This window comes from Paraburkholderia sp. Cpub6 (genome assembly GCF_014201065.1).
Lineage (GTDB): Bacteria > Pseudomonadota > Gammaproteobacteria > Burkholderiales > Burkholderiaceae > Paraburkholderia > Paraburkholderia tuberum.
On sequence record NZ_JACHDM010000003.1, the window covers coordinates 170042 to 194863 of the forward strand.

Annotated in this window: 16 protein-coding genes; 7 read left to right on the plus strand and 9 right to left on the minus strand. The window is 61.1% G+C overall.

The window, feature by feature from the left end; genetic code table 11:
• Positions 1-167: 167 nt before the first annotated feature.
• The 6 genes from arcA to HDG33_RS07715 all read right to left on the minus strand — a co-directional run bounded on the left by arcA (position 168) and on the right by HDG33_RS07715 (position 6010).
• Positions 168-1427, minus strand: coding sequence for an arginine deiminase (gene arcA / locus HDG33_RS07695; protein WP_184023608.1), 1260 nt, complete (start codon positions 1425-1427; stop codon positions 168-170).
• 56 nt (positions 1428-1483) lie between these two features.
• Complete coding sequence (locus HDG33_RS07700; RefSeq protein WP_184023610.1) at positions 1484-2905, minus strand: basic amino acid/polyamine antiporter; 1422 nt, start codon at positions 2903-2905, stop codon at positions 1484-1486.
• A gap of 526 nt (positions 2906-3431) precedes the next feature.
• Positions 3432-4775, minus strand: coding sequence for an ATP-binding protein (locus HDG33_RS07705; protein ID WP_184023612.1), 1344 nt, complete (start codon positions 4773-4775; stop codon positions 3432-3434).
• On the minus strand, positions 4772-5512 hold the full coding sequence (locus tag HDG33_RS07710) for a response regulator (RefSeq protein ID WP_018422680.1): 741 nt from the start codon (positions 5510-5512) through the stop codon (positions 4772-4774). The genes HDG33_RS07705 and HDG33_RS07710 overlap by 4 nt, the downstream gene beginning before the upstream one ends.
• A gap of 7 nt (positions 5513-5519) precedes the next feature.
• Entirely contained in the window at positions 5520-5642 is a 123-nt protein-coding gene (locus HDG33_RS37200; RefSeq protein ID WP_260330349.1) for a hypothetical protein, read from the minus strand.
• Positions 5639-6010, minus strand: coding sequence for a GFA family protein (locus HDG33_RS07715; RefSeq protein ID WP_090810665.1), 372 nt, complete (start codon positions 6008-6010; stop codon positions 5639-5641). The genes HDG33_RS37200 and HDG33_RS07715 overlap by 4 nt, the downstream gene beginning before the upstream one ends.
• Positions 6011-6639: 629 nt before the next feature.
• Here HDG33_RS07715 and HDG33_RS07720 point away from each other — a divergent pair.
• Positions 6640-7683, plus strand: a complete 1044-nt coding sequence (locus HDG33_RS07720; protein WP_184023614.1) for a patatin-like phospholipase family protein — start codon at positions 6640-6642, stop codon at positions 7681-7683.
• Between the two features lie 2 nt (positions 7684-7685).
• Positions 7686-9182, plus strand: a complete 1497-nt coding sequence (locus HDG33_RS07725) for a GntP family permease (protein WP_184023616.1) — start codon at positions 7686-7688, stop codon at positions 9180-9182.
• A gap of 124 nt (positions 9183-9306) precedes the next feature.
• Here HDG33_RS07725 and HDG33_RS07730 read toward each other — a convergent pair whose 3' ends face one another.
• Positions 9307-10710 (minus strand): replication initiation protein, encoded by a 1404-nt coding sequence (locus tag HDG33_RS07730; protein WP_167368809.1) that lies wholly within the window; start codon positions 10708-10710, stop codon positions 9307-9309.
• Positions 10711-11756: 1046 nt separating this feature from the next.
• On the opposite strand from HDG33_RS07730, the gene HDG33_RS07735 reads away from it, so the two are divergent.
• Together HDG33_RS07735 and HDG33_RS07740 are read left to right on the plus strand one after the other, a co-directional pair.
• The gene (locus HDG33_RS07735; RefSeq protein ID WP_167368785.1) at positions 11757-12968 is read left to right on the plus strand and encodes a ParA family protein; all 1212 of its coding nucleotides are present in this window, start codon (positions 11757-11759) and stop codon (positions 12966-12968) included.
• Positions 12965-13939, plus strand: coding sequence for a ParB/RepB/Spo0J family partition protein (locus tag HDG33_RS07740; RefSeq protein WP_184023618.1), 975 nt, complete (start codon positions 12965-12967; stop codon positions 13937-13939). The genes HDG33_RS07735 and HDG33_RS07740 overlap by 4 nt, the downstream gene beginning before the upstream one ends.
• 2112 nt (positions 13940-16051) lie before the next feature.
• Here HDG33_RS07740 and HDG33_RS07745 read toward each other — a convergent pair.
• Together HDG33_RS07745 and HDG33_RS37205 are read right to left on the minus strand one after the other, a co-directional pair.
• Complete coding sequence (locus HDG33_RS07745) at positions 16052-17641, minus strand: triacylglycerol lipase (RefSeq protein WP_260330350.1); 1590 nt, start codon at positions 17639-17641, stop codon at positions 16052-16054.
• A 111-nt stretch (positions 17642-17752) separates the two neighbouring features.
• A complete protein-coding gene (locus HDG33_RS37205; RefSeq protein WP_260330351.1) occupies positions 17753-18124 on the minus strand; it encodes a hypothetical protein in 372 nt (123 codons plus the stop codon).
• Positions 18125-19244: 1120 nt separating this feature from the next.
• On the opposite strand from HDG33_RS37205, the gene HDG33_RS07750 reads away from it, so the two are divergent.
• From HDG33_RS07750 to HDG33_RS07760, 3 genes are read left to right on the plus strand one after another with little or no spacing between them, the layout of a single operon-like run.
• Positions 19245-20219, plus strand: coding sequence for an efflux RND transporter periplasmic adaptor subunit (locus HDG33_RS07750; RefSeq protein ID WP_184023620.1), 975 nt, complete (start codon positions 19245-19247; stop codon positions 20217-20219).
• Complete coding sequence (locus tag HDG33_RS07755; RefSeq protein WP_184023622.1) at positions 20216-23275, plus strand: efflux RND transporter permease subunit; 3060 nt, start codon at positions 20216-20218, stop codon at positions 23273-23275. Before HDG33_RS07750 ends, HDG33_RS07755 begins: the two co-directional genes overlap by 4 nt.
• Entirely contained in the window at positions 23272-24774 is a 1503-nt protein-coding gene (locus HDG33_RS07760; RefSeq protein WP_184023624.1) for an efflux transporter outer membrane subunit, read from the plus strand. Before HDG33_RS07755 ends, HDG33_RS07760 begins: the two co-directional genes overlap by 4 nt.
• The last annotated feature ends 48 nt before the right edge of the window (positions 24775-24822 follow it).

The window sequence follows — 24822 nt, forward strand, 5'->3', positions numbered from 1 at the left end:
TCAACCCGGCGATTAGCGGGGCGATTCGATTCGTCGCGTCGATCATCTGGACGGATCGCGCCGTTCCTGGCGGCGGCGGAAGCGCACGCGGCGCTGTCGCCCGCTCGCCACTTCAGCGAGCGGGCGACACTTTGCCAGTCACCGGCCAGATTGATTCGCTTGACTGATCAATAGTCGACCGCATCGCGGATGATCGGGCAGGTCATGCAGTGACCGCCGCCCCGTCCACGGCCCAGCTCCGCACCGACGATCGTAATCACCTCGATGCCCTGCTTGCGCAACAGCGTGTTCGTGTACGTGTTGCGGTCGTATGCATAGACGACGCCCGGGGCCGCGCACACGAGGTTCGCACCGCTATCCCACTGCGTGCGCTCGCGTTGATAGTCGCTGCCGCCCGCCTCGACCACGCGCAGATGCTTCAGCCCGAGCGCTTCGGCGACGACGTCGGTGAACGGCTTGTTTTCGGCGTGCAACTCGACGCCGCTCGGATGGCTGCTCGGCCGATACGAATAGGTGCGCGTCTTCGCCATGAAGTCCGGGGCGACCAGTACGCAATCGCGATCGGCGAACGTGAACACGGTATCGAGGTGCATTGCCGCGCGAATCTTCGGCATCGCCGCGACGATCACGCGCTCGGCCGCGCCCTTCTTGAACAGCATTGCAGCCAGTTGACTGATGGCCTGCCGCGAGGTGCGCTCGCTCATGCCGATCAGCACGGCGCCCTTGCCGATCGGCATCACATCGCCGCCTTCCAGCGTGGCGAGACCGTGGTCCTGAGTCGGGTCGCCCCACCACACGTTGACCTTGCCCGCGAAATCGGGGTGGAACTTGTAGATCGCCGTGGTCAGAATCGTCTCCTCGTGGCGGGCCGGCCAGTACAGCGCATTCAGCGTGACGCCGCCATAGATCCAGCACGTCGTGTCGCGCGTGTACAGCGTGTTCGGCAGCGGCGGCAGCAGATATTCGGTGCCGCCCGCCGCTTCTTTCGCGACCTCCAGCGCCTTGCCGCCATGCGTTTCCGGGAAGTCGTGAGTGGATAGCCCGCCAATCAGCGTTTCGGCCAGCTTACGATTGTCGAGCCCTTCCAGATAGCTTCTCAATTCATCGATAAAGCCGAGGCCGACCTGATTCGGCACCACCTGGTTGTCGAGAATCCACTTCTTGCCTTCGGGCACCGCGACCGTTTCGGCGAGCAGATTGTGCATCTCCACCACTTCGACGCCACGGTCGCGCATCTTCGTGACGAAGTCGAAGTGGTCGCGCTTCGCGTTCTCGACCCACAGTACGTCGTCGAACAGCAGTTCATCGCAATTGCTCGGGGTAAGACGCTGATGCGCGAGCCCCGGTGCGCAGACCATCACTTTGCGCAGCTGCCCGACTTCCGAGTAGACACCCAATTCACCCGCTTTCGTGTCCGTGTTCGCCATGATGATCTCCTGAATGCCAATGTTGGCCCGCTCTGTTCAATCGGATTTCATTAAAGCTAAATCGCGATCCTTCCGGTTACGAGGCCATAGATGCCGATGATCGCGCCAATGATCGCAACGATGAAAATGATCCAGTCGGAAACGATGAAGACATTCTTGTTCTGCTCGCGCCGAGCCCAGATATAAAGCGCCGTTCCTGGCGCATACAGCACGGCGGAAAGCAGAATGAATTTCAGGCCACCCGCCCAGATCATGAAGACCGTATAGATCGAGGCGATTGCGGCCATGATGAAGTCACGCCGGCGCTCGTCGGCGCGCACGTCGTAACCGTCGCCGCGATTCGCGTTCATGCAGCCGAACACCGCGACGAAGAGGTACGGAATCAACGACATCGCGCTCGTCAGATTCAGCATCAGCGCGAACGCATCGCGCGAGAAGTAGGTGCTGATGACGAGCAGCTGCACCACGATGTTGGTCAGCCACAATGCATTGGCAGGTACCTTGTTGGCGTTTTCCCTCGCGAATACGGCGGGCATGTCTTCGGTCTTTGCCGCCGTGAACAACACTTCGGCGCAGATCAGCGACCAGGCGAGATAAGCGCCCAGTACCGAAATCAGCAAACCTATGCTGACGAAAACCGCGCCCCAATGACCGACCACCGCTTCGAGCACCGCCGCCATCGACGGCTGCCGCATGGCCGCGATGTCGGCGCGCTGAAGCACTGCGTAAGGCAGCATCGTCACGAGCACCATCAGCGAGGTCACGACGACGAAGCCGAGAATCGTCGACTGGCCGACATCGGAGCGCTTCTTCGCATAACGGGAATAAACGCTCGCCCCTTCGATACCGATGAACACGAACACCGTGACCAGCATCGTGGCCCGCACCTGCTCGAGGATATTGCCTTCGAGTCCTCCGCCGTAGAGGTTGGCCTGAAACAGGTCCAACCGGAAACCGAAGATCAGGATCACGATGAACACGAGAATCGGAATGACCTTGGCGACCGTGACAATACTGTTGATGAAGGCCGCCTGCTGCACGCCCTTCAGGATCATGAAATGAAATAGCCAGATGCCGATCGATGCAACGACGATCGCGACGACCGTATTGCCGTCGCCGAACACGGGAAAAAACGCGCCGAGTGTCGACTTGATCAGCACCCAGTAAGAAACGTTGCCGATACAGCTACCGATCCAATAGCCAAATGCGGAGAGAAAGCCCGGATAGTCGCCAAAGCCCGCTTTCGCATACGCAAACACGCCGGCGTCCAGTTCGGGTTTTCGTTCGGCCAGCGCCTGAAATACGCGCGCCAGCATATACATGCCCGTGCCCGCAATCAGCCAGGCAATCACGGCACCCACCGGACCGGTGGCATTGGCAAAAGTGCGCGGCAGGGAAAAGATCCCGGCTCCGACCATGCCGCCCACCACCATCCCGGTGAGTTGCATTTTTGACATCTTTTGTGGAGTGGACGCCATTCGGATTCCTTTTAGTTACCTTTTTAACAAGGATCTTTAATCAGATTCGAACGAAACGTGTCTCTCGGCCAATCTTGCTGTTGATCAGCCGCGCTACTCTGCAACCACCACACGAAAAGAATGGTCTGTCCGTTGGCGTTTGTCAATTTATCGAAGACAAGGTAACGGACTGTGGCTCGCTATGCGATCGAATCGATCGATGCTGCGTTGCCGAATCTGGTTGAATTTGCGAATTAACTATTCACCACGCATCTGAATCGCTCGCATCGATAAGTCGCTTTGAATATCGATGATTTAACAATGATGCGACCTGCCGCATCACCGCCGCGGTTTTCTCAAATGATGGAGAATCGCTGAAGCGAGCTGAACCGGTGGCCGTTCAGAACTACTGAGAAGCACCAGAGCCACAGCTCGAAATGGCGCGCGGGGTCATTAATAGTCCAAACCCGATGGCGATTTCGTAATGGCGGGCTTTGTGAATTTTTTTGACGGAATCGCCCGCGTGTCCGCGGCGCAAGAGGTCCAACTATGACTCGCGCAACTTCCTCAACGTCAGCCGCGCTTCGAGACCGCCGCCGACGCGGTTGTGCAGCGTGAGCGTCGCGTCCATCGCGAGCGCGAGTTGCCGCGCGATCGCGAGCCCCAGCCCCGTGCCGCCCGTTTGACGATTGCGCGACCCTTCGAGCCGCACGAACGGCTCGAACACCGTCTCCAGCGACTCGACCGGAATGCCGGGACCGCGATCGAGCACCGACACGGTAGCCTCGCCATCGTGCAACGCCCCGATATGGATCTGCGCGGCGCCGCCGTACCTCAGCGCGTTATCGACCAGATTGCCGACGATGCGCTTCAACGCCTGCGGACGCATCGTCAGCGACTGGCCGAAGTGGCCCTGCAGTGACACTTGCTGACCCGCGTCGACGTAATCGCACACCAGGCTGTCGAACAGCGCATCGGGATCGATGCGGCGCGGCACCTCGGTCGTGCCATGCATCGTGCGCGCATAGGTGACCCCTTCCTTGACCAGCGCCTCCATTTCCTGCAGATCCTGGCGCAGCTTTGCCGCCTCGCTGTCGTTGTCCATCGTGTCGACACGCAGACGCATGCGCGTGATCGGTGTCTGCAAGTCGTGCGAAATCGCCGCGAGAATCTGCATGCGCTCGGTCATGTACGTGGCGATCCGGTCCTGCATCGCGTTGAACGCGCGCGCGGCGCGCGCCACTTCGGACGGACCGGCTTCGCGCAGACGCGCGGCCTTCAGGTCGGGGCCGAGCGTGTCGGCCGCGACTGCGAGCTGATTGAGCGGGCGCGTCGCGAGCCGTACCGCCAGCCAGCAGCAGGCCGCGAGCACGAGCAGTTGCAGCGTCAGCACGAGCGGCAGCCAGCGCGACAACGGGGCGCCGGGCATTGGCCGCAGGTCGATGGTGAGCGGCGTGCCGTCGCTCAGTTTCAGGTGCACCTGCAGACGCTCGCGATCGCCCGGCACTGCGTTGACGGTCAACGGATAACGCGTGCCGATGCCATCGCCGATCGACTGCGCGACGCGCGCCGACAGGCTCGCGTCGACCGGGGTACCTGGCACGCCCGGGCCGAGCACGAACTCATAGCTGCGCCGCGCGAGCCGCGGCAGCCACTGGGCGCGCTCGTCGGGCGGCAGATGATCGAGCAGCGCGACCGAGCTCGCCACCTCGCGCTCGATGTAGCCCATCATGATGTTGGTCATCGTCTGGTCGCGCTCGGTCATCGTGAGCCAGAACGACAGCGCCTGCGCGAGCGCGAGCCCGACGAACAAAATCACCGCGAGCCGCGCGAACAGCGTGCGCGGCCAATGCGGCCAGCGCAGCAACGACGGTGATGGAGATGCGTTCATTGCGGATCTCCGATCGCGGTCACGGCCGCTGAAAACACATAGCCCTCGCTGCGCAGCGTCTTGATGTAGCGCGGCTCGCGCGCGCCGTCCCGCAGGCGTTGACGCAGGCGGCTCACCATCAGATCGATCGAGCGGTCGAACGGATCGGCCTGGCGTCCCTGGGTGAGGTTCAGCAACTGATCGCGCGTGAGCACGCGCTGCGGATGATCGAGAAACACACGCAACAGACGGTACTCCGCGCCGCTCAACGCCACCTCGGTTCCGTCCGCGTCGAGCAGATGGCGCGCGGTCGTGTCGAGCCGCCAGTCGCCGAAGCACAGCATCGGCGCCGACTCCGTCACCTCCATGCCGGGCGGCAGCATGCGCGCGCGGCGCAGCACCGAACGGATTCGCGCGAGCAACTCGCGTGCGGCGAACGGTTTGGTCAGGTAATCGTCGGCGCCCATTTCGAGGCCGACGATCCGGTCCGCTTCCTCGCTGCGCGCCGTCAGCATCAGGATCGGCACTGTGCGGAACTTGCCCGCGCGCAACTCACGGCACAGCACGAGGCCGTCTTCGCCGGGCAGCATCAGGTCGAGCACGATCAGGTCGGGCGCGCCGTTCTCGAGCGCGGCGCGCATCTGGCGGCCATTGGCCGCGAGCGAGACACGCACGCCGTTTTTCTCGAGGTATCCCGCGAGCAGTTCACGGATACCGCGATCGTCATCGACGATCAGTACGTGGTCGGAGGTTTCCATCGACGGATTATCTGCTGCGGCGTTTGAGTTGCACGCCGCTCGACTGGATCGATGAACACTGCAACGGATGCGCGAGTTCGGCCGCGAAGCCGCCCGCGACGAACACAGCGATGGCAAACAGGCGTTTCATGCGTCCTCCAGCACGGAAAGACTCGCGCCATCGGCCACGCCGGCTTCGAGCGCGTAAGGATCGACCCCGTCGAGGCAGCCAATATTGACGCGCCATTGCTGCGGATCCTTGCGCGTCTGATGAAAAGGATAGATGCCGCAATGCTTGCAGAAGTAGTGTTTCGCGACCTTCGTGTTGAACTGGTATAGCGTCAGCGAATCCTCGCCACTCAGAATCTTCAACTGACTGGCGGGAAAGAGCGGCGTCATCAGCGCGCCCTTGCGGCGGCACAGGCTGCAGTTGCAACGACCAGCCGGAACGATTTCGGTGCGAACTTCGAACTTGACGGCCCCGCAGTGACAGGACCCTTGCAGCAACCCGGCGTTCATGATGCTCTCCGTGATTTGACGATGCATGCTTTATAGCCCGGTTCATCAGTCGAATTATGTCGTAATGTATCCGGCGGCCGAGACGATACATTACATTGCAATACGCCGCGGCGATTAGCGCAAGGCGAAACAGCAAAGATATACACGCGAGTTAGCATTTAAGCGGCACGCGCAAACGGATAACGCGGATTGCATGATTGCCACCGCATTATCGCGCTCAACCGTGCAAAGATACTCCGCCTATCCATGATTATGTGCGCGGCTTATGTGAGCGGCGCGACGGGGCGCGCCGGTTGGCCTCCCTACACGCTGTTTTTGACCTCGGCGTGACCAACCGGCTTTTCCGTATTCCGCTTGAATGGCCGGCATTGCCAGGCACAATCGCGCGTGGCCAGCAAGCGGGCGATGACGGCCACGAGCCGGTTGCTCGCAAGCTCTGTGAATCAAGTTGAATACGCTTGACTTTTAGTCACCGGCCACTTCCAATACCAATGGTGCAGTGCGATGTTTCGCCTTTGAAACACGCCTCACCTCATTCGGTAGTTCACAGCATTGGCCAGCAGTTCATTCGTCCGCCGTGCATGCGGCGTCAGCTCGCGAAATGGAGCACTCCTCACTACGGAGTCGTCTTGGCTGCAACAAAAAACCAACCAACCCACCGCGAACCCGCCCTTATCGACCTCGCATTGCAAGGCGGCGGATCGCACGGTGCTTTTACATGGGGCGTCCTCGACCGTTTGCTCGAAGAGTCGTGGCTGCAGATCGAAGGAATATCGGGTACGTCGGCTGGCGCGATGAACGCCGCGGTGCTGGTGAGCGGCTATCAGGCAGACGGCGCGGCCGGCGCGCGCGCCGCGCTCGAAGCCTTCTGGCGGCGAGTATTCGAAGCATCGGTGTACAGCCCGTTTCGCCGTACCCCGTTCGACGTGTTGATGGGCCGCTGGACGCTCGACTACTCGCCGCTCTTCATCGCGATGGACCTCGCTGCGCGCGTGTTTTCTCCATACGACCTGAACCCGCGCGGCGTACATCCGCTGGCGAAGATTCTGCAGGACTCGATCGATTTCGCGCATCTGCGCGACGCGCCGATCAAGCTGTTCATCACCGCGACGCGCGTGCGCACGGGCCAGGCGCGTGTGTTTCGCAATGGCGACCTGACGCCTGACGTGCTGCTCGCCTCCGGCTGCCTGCCCACGCTGTTCCAGGCCGTGCAGATCGACGGTGAAGACTACTGGGACGGCGGCTATGCCGGTAATCCGACCATGACGCCGCTGGTACGCGAATGCACGTCGAGCGACACGCTGCTGATCCAGGTCAATCCCGTGGTGCGGGACGAAACCCCGCGCACCGCGCGCGACATCATCAGTCGCCTGAACGAAGTTGCCTTCAACGCGCCGCTGCTGAAAGAGCTGCGCATGATCGCGCTGCTGCGCCGCGCGGCGGACCCCGGCAGCGACGAAGGCCGCCATTGGGCGGCGATGCGCATCCATCGGATCTCGAGCGAGCTGATGACCGAACTCGGCTACTCGTCGAAGCTGAACGCCGAGTGGAGCTTTCTGACGATGCTGCGCGACGAAGGCCGGCGTGCCGCCGACGCGTTCCTCGCCGAGCACGGCGATTCGATCGGCGTGCGCTCCTCGCTGGATCTCGACGCGTTGCTCGACGGAGTCTGACCATGGAAGTCATCACCCTGTCACCGCTCGCGATCGGTCTAGGGCTTTTCGGCATGCTCGCGAGTCTCGCGCTGCTGATCGGCTTCGCGTACCGCGGCTGGACCGTGCTGCTGCTCGCGCCGTTCGCCGGGATGCTGGCCGCCGCGATTTCGGGCGAACCGATTCTCGCGCATTGGACCCAGACCTTCATGCTCAGCGCCGCGCGCTTTCTCGCGCAGTTCTTTCCGTTGTTCCTGCTCGGCGCGCTGTTCGGCAAGCTGATGGAAGACAGCGGCTCCGTGAAGGCGATCGCCAGTTACATGACGGAGAAGCTTGGCGCGCATCGGGCGATTCTCGCGGTCGTGATCGGCGGCGCACTCGTCACCTATGGCGGCGTCAGCCTCTTCGTGGCGTTCTTCGTGCTCGCGCCGATGGCCACCGCCCTCTTCCAGGCCGCCAATATTCCGCGCCGTCTGATGCCGGCCGCGATCGCGCTCGGCACGTCGACGTTCACGATGTCCGCGCTGCCCGGCACACCGGCTATCCAGAACGCGATCCCGATGCCGTTCTTTGGTACGACGCCGTTTGCGGCGCCTGGGCTTGGCATCATCGCGAGTATCGTGATGGTGGTGTTCGGGCTCTGGTGGTTGTCCTTGCAGCAATCGCGCGCGAAGGCGGCCAATGAAGGATTCGACGGACTCAAGGCGGTGGTGAAATCCCCCGGGGCGCCGGCCAGCGACAACCTCGTGCGCGAGCGCGCAAGCGTATCGCAGAGTTTCGATCCGGAGGAAGCGAAGCGCGGGCATGTCAGCGAAAGTCTGCCCTCGTTCGGCGTCGCGCTCACGCCGCTCGTGCTCGTCGTGCTGACGAACTTCGTGATGAACGTGATCGTGCTGCCGCGCATCGACGCCGACTATCTGGCCGAGGTCCGTTGGGGCGAGACGTCGCTTGCGGCGGTCGGCGGTGTGTGGGGCGTGTGCGTGGCGCTCACCGTCGCGATCGTCGTGCTCGTGCTGCTCAATCGGCATCGCCTGCCAGCGCTGCGCGAGACGATCGATGCGGGCGCGAATGCATCGGTGCTGCCGGTGCTCAGCGTCGGCAGTCTGGTCGGCTATGGCGCGGTGATCGCCGCGCTGCCAGCGTTCGCGCTCGTGCGCGAATGGGTGCTGGGTATCGGCGGTGGTCCGCTCGTATCGCTCGCGGTCGCCACCAATCTGCTCGCGGCGCTGACCGGCTCGGCCTCGGGCGGTCTCACCATTGCGCTCGACGCGCTCGGCAGCACCTATCTGCAACTGGCTGCGCAATACGGCATCGACCCGGCGCTGCTGCATCGGGTCGCCGTGATTTCCTCAGGCACACTCGACAGCCTGCCGCATAACGGCGCGGTCGTGACGCTGCTTGCCGTGTGTGGGTCGAACCACCGCGAAAGCTATCGCGACATCGTGATCGTCGCGATTCTCGGCGCGTTACTCGCGCTGGTGGTGGTGATCGTGCTGGGCTCGCTGTTCGGGTCGTTCTGAGCGTTCTGAGCGTCTGAAGTAGCAAGGGGTCTTGCACTGACGTTGCTATCCGTCAGTGCAAGACCCCTTTCTATTTGCCGGTCGGCTCAGTTTGGGCTGCTTTGCAGCCGATTTCCGGCTCACTTCACGCCGCCGCGCGCGCCGCATTCATCCGGCCGAACACGAACTGCCCCAGATACCAGACCAGCTCGGTATTCGCGAAAATCGCATCTTCGGTGACCGTCGACGGTTCGAGCTTCATCCGACGCAGCATCAGCTTGCCTTCGCGCGACGTCGTCCACGCATGCATCAGTTCCTTGCGCGTCTTCGCATCGGCGGCGTTGAAATGGTCGCGGCCCTTGCGCGAATCCTCGTTCATGCGCGCGCGCACTTCTTCTTCGCGCGTCGCGATGCTGTGCGCCACGGTCTTTCTCGTTTCGGTCTTGACCGCCTGTTCCTGCGTTTCGTCGGCGAGCAGTTTGGCCTGTACGTCGACCATCGTGCGCTCGGCGTCGGAGATCTTCCAGTTGTCGCGTAGCGCGCGCATCAGGTAGCCCGCGGGGCTCTTCTTGACCTGGCCGCGCTTGACCCTGAAGCGCGTGTATTCGACGGCCTGCTGGATGCGTTCGTCGGTCCAGAGTTCGCGGTTCTCCGAAATCTCGCTGAACTGCTTGGTCGAGAGCCCGAATTCGTCGGTAAGAATCTTGTACAGATGGCTCGCGTCGGCGAGGCTCGCGAGTACCGCGTCGGCTGTGTCCTTGCGCTTGAGCAGGAAGCGGATGCGGTCGATTTTCTTCGACGTCGTGGATGCAGTCCGCGTCTCATAGGACATCTCGACGTCCGACACTTCGTTGATCTCGCGCACCGCCGGCTCGAGCCAATCACGCTTGAAGTATTTGAAGATGGCGGCATTCGCGCCCATTTTGCCGGGCCAGTTGCGCATTTCCTCGAGCTGGATCCAGTCGGTGCGTCCCGCTGGCACGTTGGGCAAAACTTTGTCGTAGATCGCGCGCGCGAGACTGCGCGTGAACGCGGTGGAAATGCGCAAGCTCAGCCAATGCGATTTCTGCGGATCGCGGATATGCGGAACGAGCCGCGGATGGACGTCGAAACGCATACGTCCGCGATGAAAGCCGACCATGCCGATCAACTGAACCTGCACCCACAGATCGTTTTCGTTGGGATCGCGGTCCGCGGGCGTATTCGTTACGCGAACTTTCGCGTTCTGAGCTTCGTCGGCGATCGTGCGCAAGTGCTTCAGGTTGCGGCTGTCGTAACGCATCAGCCACTTGAAGTAGTTGAGTTCGACGTCGTACTGATCGCGCTGCTCGGGCTCCTGCGCGACGATGAAGTACGCGGCATCGAGAAAGCGCCGCGCCGGTAGCCCCATATTGACGATTTCGGTGAAAAAATCGTTGCGCTGATAACCGATCTCGCGATTGGCCTCGTTGATGCGCAATCCCTGATCGAACATGTCTTCGAAGAGCGCGAGCGCCATCTGGCGTGACGTCGCTTTCGACCTGCCCTCTTCCGGATTGTCCGCGGCCATGTTCTTCATCCACTTTTTCGCTCCCGGGACTGTAAGCATGCGGTGGTGAGCTGTCAACACACAGAACCTCACCATCAAACGACCGCGACGGAGGCCGTTTCGGCGTCCCTTCCGCGTTTCGGCACACAGAACCTCACCATGTTCACAAAGAACCTCACCTTGCGGGCGTGCGTTCGCGCGGCAAGGCCTTATGCGACGGCCCTTTCAACCTCGTTCCCAATAGCTGCACAACCCACCTCACCTTCGTGATTTGACGCAGTGGCAAACACATCGAACCGCACCTTGGTGGGGAATCGGTCTCACCTTGCTGCACAACCAACCGCACCTCTGAGCACAGCGAACCTCACCTTCGACACAACGCACCTCACCTTTTGGAACTTAAGTGCTTGAACGGATTGAATAGTGTTTGGTTGCGTTGGTTTGTGGGTTTGTTCTCGGTTTTAAAAAAAACCTACCAACCCGGCACACACAAATAAATGCGGCTGAAGATTGCGCGGTGCAGCATGGTGAGGTTGATTGTGCGAAACGTTGACCGGGTTTGGAAGGGCTGCTGCCAAGGTGAGGTTGGTTGTGCTGCTACGGTGATGGCAACCCTTGGTGATGAGTTGAACCTCTGGCTGACGGCCTAGCGCCGGTGTGTCGCCGCTTCTGTGGGTGAGGTTGATTGTGCATTTGCGTTCTAAGTGCGGGGAGCGCTCGTAGGGAGGTGGCGAAAATCGAACAATGGTGAGGTCGGTTGTGCAGAAGATCGCCGGAGCGGCCTATCAGAAAATGAGAAAGTGCACAAATGACCTCACCAAGTGCCTAAGTCTCGAGCAGGAGTGCCGACTCCGCTACCCAGATTCCGAAGAAAGGTGAGGTCATTTGTGCCTTCGAGGACGCAGTGTTTCGAGGCTCGTTTAGTTTCCACGGCGATTCCGCAACCGAAAACGGTCTGGAAATACAGAAATTTGCAGAAAATCCGCATAAAAACAGTAATTTAAAAAGCTATTTTCAAGTATTTCCTGTATTCTGAGGTTTCTAGAATTTTATGGAAAAACCTCAGAATGGTCAGAACGAGCCAACTTCCTGCCGTAGACCGAACCGTTCACTTTGAGCAGATCAGTGAGTTCGCAGAAAAGGTCACCATTTTCACTAATGAGCTGCGTGACACGATTCTGGCTCCGCGTCCTCGAAAAACGGCTCCCGTTTTCAAGACCGGCGAGATTGCCGAGATGTGCAACGTCTCACACTCGCAGGTTCAGTATCTCGCGACAAAAGGCGACGGAGAACTGCCTTCGGGCACGGCGGCAGGCACGGGCCGTACCCGGACCTTCACGCTGGAAGAGGCGCGGATCTGGGTACAAAAGATTTCCGACATTTACCAGACTCCACTGGTCACGCGCCTGAAGGAGCCAGACGGGAAGATCATTATCACCGCGCAGCTCAAAGGTGGCTCCGCCAAGACGACGACGACGATGTGTCTCGCCCAGGGGCTGTCGCTGCGGGGACGCAAAGTGTTGGTGGTTGATCTCGACCCGCAGGCGTCGCTTTCGGAACTGTGTGGACTGTACGCGGAAAAAGACGTGACGCCTGAAGACACAGTATTGCCGTACGTCTACGACCAGGACATCGAAGGTGGCCTCGAGGGGCGGGTCCAGTCGACGTACTGGGATGGCATCGACGTGATTCCTGCGCACACGGAACTGATTGGAGCAGAGTTCCATCTCCCGGCGATGCAAAAGATGCGACCGGGTTTTCGCTTCTGGACCGTGCTTCGTCAAGGGCTCGAGCCGCTGCGCAAGAAGTACGACTACATTCTCATGGATACGTCGCCGTCGCTGTCGTACCTCAATCTGAACGCGCTGATGGCCGCGGATGCCATGGTGATGCCGATGGTGCCGGAAAACCTGGACTTCATCAGCTCGCTGTCGTTCTGGCGACTTTTCTCGGACGTGTCCAAAAGCTTTATCAAATTCGAGACGGACAAGAAGTACGACTTCGTGTCGCTGGTGTTGTCGCGGGTCGATTATGGGCGGAACTCGTCGGCGCCGATCGTGCGCGCGTGGGCGCAAAGCGCGTACGAAAACTGGCTGCATTCGATCGAGGTACCGGCGAGCTCGGTGATGAGCACCGGGGCGTTGGCGTTCTCGACCGTCTTCGACATCAGCAGCAATCACAGCGCGGCCAAGTCGTTGCAACGCGTGCGGCAACCTCTCGTCGACTACTGTCGCTGGATCGACGAGATCTATTCGGAAAAATGGAGGAACGCGCAATGAGCAATATGCGAGAACAGTTGCTGGCCAAGACGTCCGGCATTCGCAAAACTTCGTCGATCAACGAGGACGAGGTGAAGCGCAGCAACCGCACGCAAACGGCGCCCGGCCTTGCCGGCGCGCTGGCCGTTGCGCAACTTCGCGTGCAGGAACTGGAATCGACTGGCGTCGCATCGCAACTGGCGGTTGCTGGCATCTTGCCGAACCCTTGGCAGCCGCGTCGCGTGTTCAACGAAGCAAAGTTAGCCGAGCTTGCGGAGTCGATCCGGGAAGTTGGACTGATGCAGCCGATCGTGGTCCGTCGTGTCGCGGATGACTATCAGATCGTCGCCGGCGAACGACGCTGGCGTGCGCACAAGATGTTGGGGCTGGACACGATCAAGGCCGTGGTTGCGGATTGCTCCGACTCGGATATGGCCGTGCTCGCAATGGTCGAAAACATTAGCCGCGACGACCTTGCTGACTATGAAATCGGCGTGGCGATTCGTCGATCGGAAACAGAGTTCCCGAATCGCAAGCGATTGGCGGAAGCGATGGGATTGTCGCGGGCAGGTCTGTATCAGTTCTTGTCGTTCGACAATCTGCCGGACTTCATCAAGAAAGATCTCGATATTCAACCGCGACTATTGGGCGGGACTGCGGCGCAAGCAATTGCAGCGGCTATCAAAAAGCATGGCGAGGATGGCGTTAAAGCCGCTCGCGAAATTTGGCCTCTGTTGGTGAGAGGCGAAATGGATCAGGGCAAGGTCGCGGCGGGAATCACCGCCCTGGCGACCCGGCAGACGACGTCGGGTGGTACCAGCGGACGCAGCATCGAGAAATTTTTCGCGGGACGAGAGCACGCTGGGAGCATCACCAAGGATGTGAGTAACTTCACGATCAAGATCAAGACCGGAGTGATCACCGAGGCGCAAGAAGTTCAGATACGACAGTTGATCGGACAGATGTTCCAATCGCAGCCGAAGACGAGCTGATCGGTGGTTCGGTTGTGGTGTTGAAAGGCCCGCTTAGTGCGGGTTTTTTTTGGTCAATCAAATCGGTCCACCTCGAAGAGTGTCTAGAGTCTAGACACTCACTCAGCAGCCCTACCTTTGCGCCATCCGGTGTCTAGACTCTAGACACTCTCGACGACCCACGCCCGATGCCGGTGAAAGCGTGCCGCGTCCACGCGAACGTACATCCTTCGTGCCTTGCACGACCTGTGGAGCGATTCGCGCAGTATTGCGTTCGCAGCGATCTCGCAGGCACCTGCGGCGGGTCAGCCGCTCGCCATGAGCGAGACAGCCAATGACTGGGGATTTCTGATGCATCCATTGAGCCGGGTTCGGCTGCTTCGTTGACGGGTCGCATTACCCGGAGCACATACAAAATCGCACAGGCGACATATGACGGACGGGATGGAGGGCCAGCCCTCTATCCTATGAACGCAAACTCTATTCCGGCAGACCATCCACGGTCATTCTCAACCCAACGCCGCATCAGCGCGTTTCCCCGAGACGACTCGACTCCGCTATCGTCGGTTCCAATCTTCTCAATGAGAAAGGCCGCGGCCCTTAGTGCGCGACGTGCATTGCACATGGTTGTCCATGAACAACTGTGTTCATGATGGCGCTGTCGGCCGTAGCCAACCTCGGCGAAGATCGTCGACGTCCCGCAAGAATGCTTCACTCTCCCGGTGTACCTCAGGCAATGAACGCGCGCAGCGTTGACGCCACCGCTTATCGACCGCAAAGTCGGCAGTCGTTCTGCCGGAAAAGCTGTTCCGTACGATTAGCAATGAAAGCGGCACGAACAAACGCGCAAAGGAAGGCTGTGAATTGGGCTTGCCTCAGCGAACAGACGACATGCGTCAAGATCCGGCGGGAGCCAGTTATTACTGGAACGTCGTGTTAAGGGACCCTGAATCATGTATCGCGCGTTCTCTCAAACGATGCAGTCGCCGTTCCGCAAACGGTGTTCGCCACGGCGCAAGCTTGTCCTCAAATCAGATCCCGTTGCTGATCCAGCGTCTCGATCGACGACCAGAAAAGTCAATCGCGAACGCCTGCCGGCCGCGATGAATTGGCCGTAATCGCGTTAAACCAACATCCCACCGTCGTCAAGAGAGGACACTCTAAAGGTAGTTGATGTCGGTCGTCACGCCTACCGATCTACCCACCCGCTGGGGAGACACCGAGATAGAGGTATTCGAAGGGATGCATCGCGACCGCGCCGATCATTTTTGGGCAAGCACCGGAGTAATGAGTGACTCGACCGCAACGAATGATCTCCGTCCGATCGTATGTCATGCCACCCGGATGGGCCTGCGTCAGACTACTCGTTCAGCGCGAAATCAACATCGCTGTTCTCAGATCATCCGCAAGAAATCCGTCGGACGATGGACGGCAGGATAGGTGAGGGCAAGCGCCCAAATCTCCCGAACGTAAAGAGTCTCTCCCGGCCCGCCCTGTGATATTGATTAGCAAGACGATCGCGCATCCGCAATGCGAGCGACTGTCAGTCGCCACGCGTGTGGCCAACTTGAACTTCAGCAGATGCAGCAGTCGCGCATCGGCAACCTAACAATATACGGGGGCAGAACACCCGCTCAACTTTTGCGAACTAAATATCGAAAAACAAGTGACTCTTAGCCAATACGAGCGAGAATTTTCGATTCTTCGGCCAATCTCGCCAACCGACACGGCGTGAAACATAGCGGAATGTCTTCTGTTCGTGTCAACCTATTGTTTTAAAAGACTTTTTTCACCAATGCACGCCATTGTTTCACGCCAATCAGTCAAATTGGTGCACGATACCCCATTACTCCCACTAAACGGCGACAACACGCCAGAATGAACACACGTGCCCGCCAATCCGTAACATCCAATACGTAATTTGTAGCGAAAGAATTTCGAGCGGCCGTCGCGATCTTTCGAGCGTTCCGCTGACCTGACCGCTCATTCGAACCAATCTTCCGCGCCTGCCTCGATCACGCTGGCTTGATTCGGAACGCTGTACAGTGATTCGAACAGAGCCCAGCAACAGCAAGCTCGTCAAGTCCGAGCCCAAGTCCGACCCGCCGCAAAAGACAGCTGGCCCGTCCGCCATCACTTCGCTATCCCAACCTCCCCGCAAACCTCCCCGCGCTGATCGATCTGCGCAATATCCTCATGCAAGATCCGCCGAATCTCGAGGATCGCCCGCGGCGTCTCCTGCACACTGTGTCCAGCAACAATCACCTTCTCCGACAGCGCGCCCACGAGATGCGCGCTGCGATAAGGGACCACGCCATCATCGGAATCTTCGAGCGGCCCGTTTTCGCGGCGCCGTGCGATGATCGAATGGAAGCAAACCCGGGGGCTGATCGGCAACTGCGACGTCGCGCGAATCAACGGATCGGTTTCGCGCAGTTGTTCGATGCTGTTAGGCACATGGAAGGTCCGTCCCTGCGGTTCGATGTTCGTCGCCGTCTGCATCACTTCCTCGATCTCGTTCAGGAGGGCAAGCGGCAGACGCACGAGGTTGGCCGCCCAGCGCGACAGCCGGTTGCTCGCGAACGGCGTGCCTCGATGGGGGGCCGCGATAAATATGGCGCGCTCGATTTGCGGCATCGGCGTGAAGTTCAGTAGCCGATCGAGCCGCTCGTCCTCGCGATCGATATCGGTGCCCTCGGGCACGTATTTGTGCTCGAACGTCGCCCAAAGCGCGTCGCCGGAAGTCGACACGAGCAGCCGCGCCAGAACGCCGCCCATGCAGTGACCAATCAACACCATGCCATGCGACGCCGGCGCCGTACCGTCTGGATCGAAGTGCGCGAGCGTCTGCTGCGTGGCGCGGCGGATGCGCGCGAGGTTGACCAGAATGGGCACGTTGGTAGGGTAGTAGACCTGCCACACCTGGAAATGCTGGCGAAGCACTTCATCGCCCTGAATATCGTTGCCGACGTTGACCCATGCCTCGGGGCTGCTCGCGAGGCCGTGCAGCATCAGAATGATCCGTCGATTGAGATCGAACGGTTGCATCATGTAGATGCGGGGCGTATCGATACCGTGTGCGCTTCCAAACAGCGTGCGCAACGATTGCCCGGCGAAGCCCGAGCGCGCGAGCCAGATGCCGTAGCCCGCGCTGAAGTTGGCCGAAAGTGGCGCAGTCTGGCCGTGTCGCTCGACACTGTCTTCGCGATACGGATCATAGACGGACAGCACGACCCCATGCGAAGCAAGCACCTGTTCGAGCGTGCCCTGGCTGAACCAGATCAACGCGGTCACGTTCGGCGACGGCATCTCGCGGAAAAAGCGCGACGCCGGCCTTGGCCGACCCGCGGCTGCTGACGACACGCCGGGGTTGAACGGTGCGCTCGCGGGACCATCGACGCGGGCGGACACACGCGTGTCGGCGCTGGCATTGCCACCCGCATCGCCACCCGCATCGACGTCATCTTCAGGCGGCGGCACGTTCATCACAGCAACGAGTTCCGCCCCCAAACCATCGCGTCGATAAATGCTACGTATCCCCGCGAACGACAGCCGCGACGCCGGGATGACTTCGCGCGGTTCGCGCACGCCTTCGGGTAGCCGGGTTCGGCTCAGGTCGAGATGAATGGACCAGCCTGCGATGTACTGCGTGCCTGGCACGTTGTTGCCGGCATCGGTAGCGAGCGCGCCGCGCAGAAACAGCGCGTGGGCAAGTTCCTGCACCGCGTAGTTGTAGTAGTCACGGACCTGGGTCTGACGATCTTCGAATGCACGTTCGCCAGCAGTGCGTTCACCGAGGAACAGAAACGCATACGCGAATCGCGCGGCCCTGAGTCACAGATCGAATTGCGCGTCGCTCCAATCGCTGGCGTTGGCCGGCGTGTTGGTGATGGCCATCTGCAACGACAGTTCGGCGAGGCTCGACAATCGCCGGTCGGTATTGATTCCGCCGACGGTCGAGATCGTATTGATGCAATCGAGCGGCTCACGTTGGCAGGTGTTCCCATCGAGTGCCGCGATGTGCAGGGTGTCTCGCGTCGCGGCGCTCAGACGGCCGGTCGATAGAATGTCGCCGCGGCGCATCGCGATGTACTGCTCCGGGCCTTGTGAGCTGACGGTGACCATCGCGCAACCGCACAGAAGACTGCCAGTGAGCAGCGCGAGTGCCGCGCACCGCGATGTCCACGATGCGAGCGAGCGCGTCATGATGCGTCGAACCGGTTCGTGCGAGAGGGCAGCCGCGCTACGCCGATGCAAGCGATGAACGCTGGCGGCGGCCCGCGAGTTTGCAATTGCCAACATTCTTTTCACGCAGAGTTGCGTCACCCATCGGCGAAACAAAAATTCCTTGAAACCTATAGCATTTTTTCCCCATGGCATTTCGTGACTAGTACAGCAGAATAGCCATGCTTATTTTTCATCAACAGAAGCCGAAGCAACCATAGCACGAGTCGGTATGACCGTAGCAAGTCGCGAATCGATTGACGGCTTGCGCATTGTTCGGCCATGATGCCTGTGACGAACTGAAAGGGGGCAATGACGCACGCATGACACGGGCAAACCACCAGTGAACTGCGCGAAGTCATGAACGCCTATGACGGCTTTGATATACCGCTTAAGGTAGGTAATCGATACGATCGTGCTGCGCCGCTGAGGCTCTTGACAACGAATTGTTTGGGAACTTTAATAATTTTGCAGCAAGGTTCAATCGAAGGGATCTGATTCAACGCTGCAATCCGCCCGCATATTCATTCGTCTTCAGGTTATGCGGAATCGTCGTGCATTTCATACAGGGCGGACTCGTCAATTTCCTCAGTCTTGCTTCGACATGGCGAAGCAGTTTGGCAGTTCGACAGGATAGTTCGACAGGATGCCTGATGAACGGAGCCGGAATGACGACACATGGGTCGCGGCTGTAGTCCCGACGGCCACAACACCATTGTCGCCGATACACTGGTTTGAACGACGTTGCCGGGCCGACAGAAGGGATGCCGCTGTTCCTCGAGTCTGACCTGGCCGTGGAAGTCGAAGCGGATGCACCCATCGGTCCACTGTTATGGGCCCCTATGAATTGCTGAGCAACCTGTAGGGTCTCGTATTCGCCGGCCCGTGAGCTACGTTGCCGCCGGGCTTACGACATGGGTTGCGCCAGCAGTCAGCCGAGAACGTCATGAATGCAAACCGCTCCGATGCACCTCGGCCTCGCCGATCAGCCGGAATCGCACTGACGGGCGCATTGTCGTGCGCGTTGGCCTGCGCGCTTGTCGTTTCACTGTCGGGCTGCCAACGGCAGACCGAAACACAGAGTGGCGATACGAGGCCAGTCGTGCAGCTCACCAGGGTCGAACCGGCCGACGCTTCCGCCATTCGCATTTTTACCGGACGGGTCGAGCAGACCAGCATCTCGCCGCTCGCCTTCGAAGTATCGGGCCGGGTCGTGCAGATCGCGGTGCTCGAAGGCGCGTCGGTGAAACGCGGGCAACTGATCGCGCGGATCGACGAGGAACCCTACAAGCTGCAACTGCAACGCGCGAACGCGCAGTATCAGCAACTGAGCGACAACCTGAAGCGCCAGGCGGTGCTGCGCAAGGACGGCATTCTGTCTCAGGCTGCTTATGAGCAGCTCTCGGCTTCCACGGACGCCGCACGCGCGGCACGCGACCTGGCGAGCCGCGACCTGCGCAATACCCAGCTCGTCGCGCCATTCGACGGCCGGATCGCTCGCCGCAACATCGAGATCCAGCAGGTCGTGCAGGCTGGGGCGCCCGCGTTCAATCTGGAAAACATCGGCCGTGCCGATGTCGGCGTCGATCTGCCTCAGAGTATTGCCGAACGGCTATTCGTCGACAAGACGCTGAGAGCCGAGGCGTGGCTGCCCGGGCGGCCGCAGAATCGCTTCCCGCTCGTGTTCCGCGAACGGACCACGCAGACCTCGCCGACTTCGGCGGCCTACCGGCTCGTGTTCTCCATCGAAGGACCGCAAAGCGCGATGCTGTTCCCCGGCATGGCGATGCGCGTACAGATTTCCGAAACGGCGCGTCAGGTCGCGCAAAACGACAACAAAGGGTACTTCGCGATTCCGATCGCCGCGGTGTCGATCGGCGCGGACGGTCAGCGCCGTCTGTGGCGCTACGATGCCGCGTCCGGCCGTGTGCATGCGGTGCCGGTCAGCGTGCGCGAAATTCGCAATGACGATGTGGTGGTCGCGGGGGCGGTTGCGGCGGGCGACCGCGTGGTGGCCGGCGGCTCGCAGTTCATGAAAGAGGGAATGGCGGTCCGTCCAATGGATGCGCCTCAATGAATCTCGCGCGCCCCCTTATCGAAAAGCCGCTGATCGCGTGGGTTCTGACGCTCATCTCGCTGGTGGGCGGCATCTTCGCGTACTACAACATCGGGCGGCTCGAAGACCCGAAGTTCACGATCAAGACCGCGGTCGTCGTGACGCTGTATCCGGGCGCGAGTGCGCACGAAGTCGAGCAGGAAGTGACGGACCGGCTCGAAAGCGTGATCCAGCAGATGCCGCAGGTCGACAAGCTGACCTCGCGTTCGACACCGGGCTACTCTGAAGTCCGCGTCGAGATTCGCGACCAGTACACGTCGGCGCAATTGCCGCAGGTGTGGGACGAGGTGCGCAAGTCGGTATCGGATGCACAGCCCCGGCTTCCGCCGGGCGCGGGACCGTCACTCGTGGTCGACCGTTTCGGCGACGTCTACGGGATGTTCTACGCGCTGACCGGCGAGGGCTACACGCAGGCGCAACTGTATCAGTACGCGCGCGAACTGCGCCGCCAACTGCTGACACTCGGCGACGTGTCCGACATCGTGATCGCCGGTGAGCAGCAGGAGCAGATCTCGGTCGACGTCGACCAGGCGCAACTGATCGCCAACAATCTGTCCACCGACGATCTTGCGCAGACGCTGTTCGTGCAGAACGAGGTTCGGCCCGCGGGCCGCGAACGTGTCGGCGACCTGTCGTTGCGGATTGCGCCGTCCGGCTCGCTCGATTCGCTGCAGGCCATTCGTTCGCTGCCTGTCAACAATACGCCCGGCCCGCTGCTGCTCGGCGACATCGCGCGCGTAAGCCACGGCTACGCGACGATTCCGAACCACGTCATTCACTATAACGGCCAGCCCGCGGTTACGATCGGTATCAGCGCGCGGCCGCGCGTCAATGTGGTGAGGGTCGGCGAGGAGATCAAGGCGAAGCTCGCCGAACTCGAGCGTGACCGCCCGATCGGCATCAAGCTGCACTCGCTTTACGATCAGCCGCAGGTCGTCGACGAGAGCGTGCGCGGCTTTATCTTCGACGTGTTCCTGTCCGTGGCGATCGTCGGTGTCGCGCTGGGCATCGCGCTCGGCTGGCGCGCGGGTGTCGTGCTGGGCGTCGAGCTGTTCCTGTCGATCCTCGGCACGCTGCTGGTGATGTACGCGGCAGGCATCGAGCTGCAGCGTATCTCACTCGGCGCGCTGATCATTGTGATGGGCATGCTGACCGACAACAGCATCGTGGTGGTCGAGGGGATGCTCGTGAAGGTTCAACGAGGCATGTCGCATCTCCAGGCGGCGACCGAGATTCTCAAACAAAGCCAATGGCTTCTGCTCGCGTCGACCATTGTGGGGATTCTGGCTTTCTCGGGCATCGGCCTGTCGCCGGATGCGGTCGGCGAATTCTGTGCGTCGTTGTTCGCCGTCGCTGCGATTTCGCTGCTATTCAGCTGGGTGATCGCCATCGCCCTGACACCGCTGTTCGGCACGTATCTTTTCAAGCCCGCGGACATCATCGATGAAGACCCGTTCAAGTCGAAGCTGTACCAGCGCTACGGCGAGCTGTTGTCATGGGTCACCCGACAGCGCGTGTTCGTGGTCATCGGCCTCGTCGCGCTGACCGTGCTGGCCGGGTGGGCGTTCCGTTTTGTCGAGCGGAGCTTCTTCCCCGCGTCGACCACGCCGATCTTCTATGTCGACATGCGTTTGCCGCGCGGCGCCGATATTCGCGCGGTCGTCGAAAAGAGCCGCGAGGTGGAGAAGGTGCTGCTCAAGCATGCGGACGTCACCAACGTGCAGACCTATATCGGCTCGGGCGCGACGCGTTTCTTCCTCGTCTACGATCCGGAGGGGCGTGATCCGTCGTACGCGCAGTTCATCGTCGGCGTGAAGGACCAGGGCCTGATCGACGACATGATTCCGGAGATCGAAGCGGATCTGAAGAAGCGCTTCCCCGAACAGCATTGGACGGTCACGCGGCCGAACTTCGGCCCTGGCGGTGGCGCGGCCATTCAGGCACGTTTCTCCGGACCCGACCCGATCGTGCTGCGTCGCTTGTCTCAGGAAGCACAGAACGTGCTGAAGGCCGACGGCCGCATCATCGCGATCCGCGACGACTGGGAGAACCCGATCAGCATCGTGCGGCCGGAGTTCGACGAATCGCGGGCGCGCTCGCTCGGTGTGACGCGCCGTCAGGTTAGCGACACGATGGCTTATGCAACCGAAGGCCTGCGGGCGGGCATCTATCGCGAAGGCGATCAGCTACTGCCGATCGTGCTGCGTTCGCCCGACTACACGCGTGGCGTCGCGGGTCTGCAGGACCTGCAGGTGTTCAGCGCGGGGCTGCGCCGTTACGTGCCGCTCGGCGATGTAGTCAACGGCTTCATGGTCGGTACCGAGGAAGGCCAGATCGCGCGCGAAAACCGGATTCGCACGCTGACGGTTTCGGCCAACCCGATCTATGGGCAGAACAGTGTCGACGCGTTCAACCGCATACGCTCCAGCATCGAGAACATCAAGCTGCCACCGGGCTATAGTTTCGAATGGGGCGGCGAGCACGAATCGTCGACGCGCGCGCAGCAGAGCCTGTTCCGTCAACTGCCGCTCGGCTTCATCGGCATGGCACTGCTCGTGCTGATGATGTTCGGACGCCTGAAGCCGGCGCTCGTCGTGCTGCTCGTCGTGCCGATGTCGATCGTCGGCGTCACGCTCGGTCTGCTGCTATTTCGCGGCGCGTTCGGCTTCATGGCGTTGCTCGGTCTATTGAGTCTGATCGGCATGCTGATCAAGAACGGCGTGGTGCTCGTCGAAGAGATGGATTCGCAGATCGCCGCGGGCGTGCCGCGCATGCAGGCGGTGACCCACGGCGCGATGAACCGTCTGCGGCCGGTGATACTGGGGGGCGGTACGACGGCGCTCGGCATGGCGCCGTTGTTGTGGGATCCTTTCTTCAAGGACATGGCGATCACGATTATGGCGGGCCTTGTTTTTGCCACCGTGCTGACGTTGGTCGCCGTGCCGGCGCTGTATGCGATGCTGTTCTCGATCAGGCAGGCGGAATGGGAGCCGGGTCGACACCCGGAAGCAAAATGATCCGCGCGCGCCCTTATCTTCTCGCCATTGCGGCCCTGCTGCTCGAAGCCGGCTGTACGGGTTCGTTGCAGCTGCAAAAGCCCGCCGCGTTTCCGCCCCAGTATTCGGAGGCGCAACCGGGCGTGGCGACACCGATGTCCGAGCAGGATCTCGCGGCATGGTGGACGCAGTACAACGATCCGACGCTGAACAAACTGATCGATCTCGCGCTCGCGCACAACTTCGACATCGCCACCGCTTACGCACGCGTCGATCAGGTGCAGGCCGGCATCCGCCTGGCCCGCTCGCAACTGTTGCCGTCGGTCGGTGCTGGCGTGAGCGCCGCGAAGTATCACGGCGCCGAGACGCAGCTCGAATTCGCGGAATTCCTCGGCATCAACAATACCGATGCGCAGTTCTGGCGGGTCGGCTTGCAGGCGCAATGGGAGATCGACCTGTTCGGTCAGGGACGCGCAAGGCTCTCGGCGGCACGCGAACAGGCACGCGCGGCCGCGGGCGACGCGGAGGCGGTACGCCTGAGCGTGGTGTCGGGCGTTGCGGATCTGTATGTGACATATCGCGGGCTGCTGCGTCAGCGCATGATCCTGCTGCAAAGCCGCGCGATCGCGGACGACTTCGTCAACATCGCCGAGAAGAGCTTCAATGCGGGCCTCGTGCTGAGTACGGACATCGAAGCGGCGCGCGCTGGCCGCGCGCAGGTCGATGCGCGTTTGCAGGACGTGGAGAACGGCATCGCGCAGGCACGACTCAATTTGCAGAATCTATGCGGCGTGCAGCCCGCGGAATTCGCGGGAATTCTCGATGAAAGCGACACGCTGATGACCGCGCTGCCGCATATCGAGCCCGGCCAGCCGGTCGACCTGCTGATGCGGCGCCCGGATCTGATCGCGGCGCAGGCACGCGTGAATGCGGCGCTCAGGCAGTCGGATGTCGCGCGGCTCAACTACTGGCCGACCATGTCGTTGAGCGGTTTGCTTGCACGCAATGGTTGGGAGATCGCGGGTCAAAGCCTCGGGCCCAGCACGTTCTGGCTATTCGGCGCGGCGATGGCGCTGCCGCTGATCGACTTTGGCGCGCGGCGCTCGCAGGTGGAGTCGTCGGATGCGCAGGCGCAGCAGGCCATGTTGAACTACGAAAAGACCGCGCTCGGCGCGTTCTATGACGTCGACCGTGCGCTGGCGCGTTTGAACCGGCAGGACGAGTTGTTCAAGGCACGCAATGAAGAAGTCATGCGTCGCACCACGCAGTTGAGCCAGGTGCGACGTCGCTACGAACTCGGCGATACCGGCCGCGTCGATATCGATCAGGTGCGGGTTGCGCTGCTCGAAAGCCAGTCGTCGCAGGCGAGGGAAGAGGTCGGCGAACTGCAGGCACAGTTCGCGCTGTTCAGGGCGATGGGAGGCGGCTGGTTGGCCAATCCGCCAGTGGCCTCGAATGCACGATCGTCGACGGAACCCGCGCCCGCCACCGCGAGGGCACCGGCGCCGGCCTCACAGTGAACGACCAGGAGGAGTGCGGTCCGGTACTCGCAAGGCCGTTGGCTTCAG

What these genes read in the sequence shown, in the direction of transcription:
- arcA (WP_184023608.1), bottom strand. Translation starts at nt 1,427, where the DNA reads ATGGCGAACACGGACACGAAAGCGGGTGAATTGGGTGTCTACTCGGAA.
- HDG33_RS07700 (WP_184023610.1), bottom strand. Translation starts at nt 2,905, where the DNA reads ATGGCGTCCACTCCACAAAAGATGTCAAAAATGCAACTCACCGGGATG.
- HDG33_RS07705 (WP_184023612.1), bottom strand. Translation starts at nt 4,775, where the DNA reads ATGAACGCATCTCCATCACCGTCGTTGCTGCGCTGGCCGCATTGGCCG.
- HDG33_RS07710 (WP_018422680.1), bottom strand. Translation starts at nt 5,512, where the DNA reads ATGGAAACCTCCGACCACGTACTGATCGTCGATGACGATCGCGGTATC.
- HDG33_RS37200 (WP_260330349.1), bottom strand. Translation starts at nt 5,642, where the DNA reads ATGAAACGCCTGTTTGCCATCGCTGTGTTCGTCGCGGGCGGCTTCGCG.
- HDG33_RS07715 (WP_090810665.1), bottom strand. Translation starts at nt 6,010, where the DNA reads ATGAACGCCGGGTTGCTGCAAGGGTCCTGTCACTGCGGGGCCGTCAAG.
- HDG33_RS07725 (WP_184023616.1), top strand. Translation starts at nt 7,686, where the DNA reads ATGGAAGTCATCACCCTGTCACCGCTCGCGATCGGTCTAGGGCTTTTC.
- HDG33_RS07730 (WP_167368809.1), bottom strand. Translation starts at nt 10,710, where the DNA reads ATGGCCGCGGACAATCCGGAAGAGGGCAGGTCGAAAGCGACGTCACGC.
- HDG33_RS07735 (WP_167368785.1), top strand. Translation starts at nt 11,757, where the DNA reads ATGGTCAGAACGAGCCAACTTCCTGCCGTAGACCGAACCGTTCACTTT.
- HDG33_RS07740 (WP_184023618.1), top strand. Translation starts at nt 12,965, where the DNA reads ATGAGCAATATGCGAGAACAGTTGCTGGCCAAGACGTCCGGCATTCGC.
- HDG33_RS37205 (WP_260330351.1), bottom strand. Translation starts at nt 18,124, where the DNA reads ATGACGCGCTCGCTCGCATCGTGGACATCGCGGTGCGCGGCACTCGCG.
- HDG33_RS07755 (WP_184023622.1), top strand. Translation starts at nt 20,216, where the DNA reads ATGAATCTCGCGCGCCCCCTTATCGAAAAGCCGCTGATCGCGTGGGTT.
- HDG33_RS07760 (WP_184023624.1), top strand. Translation starts at nt 23,272, where the DNA reads ATGATCCGCGCGCGCCCTTATCTTCTCGCCATTGCGGCCCTGCTGCTC.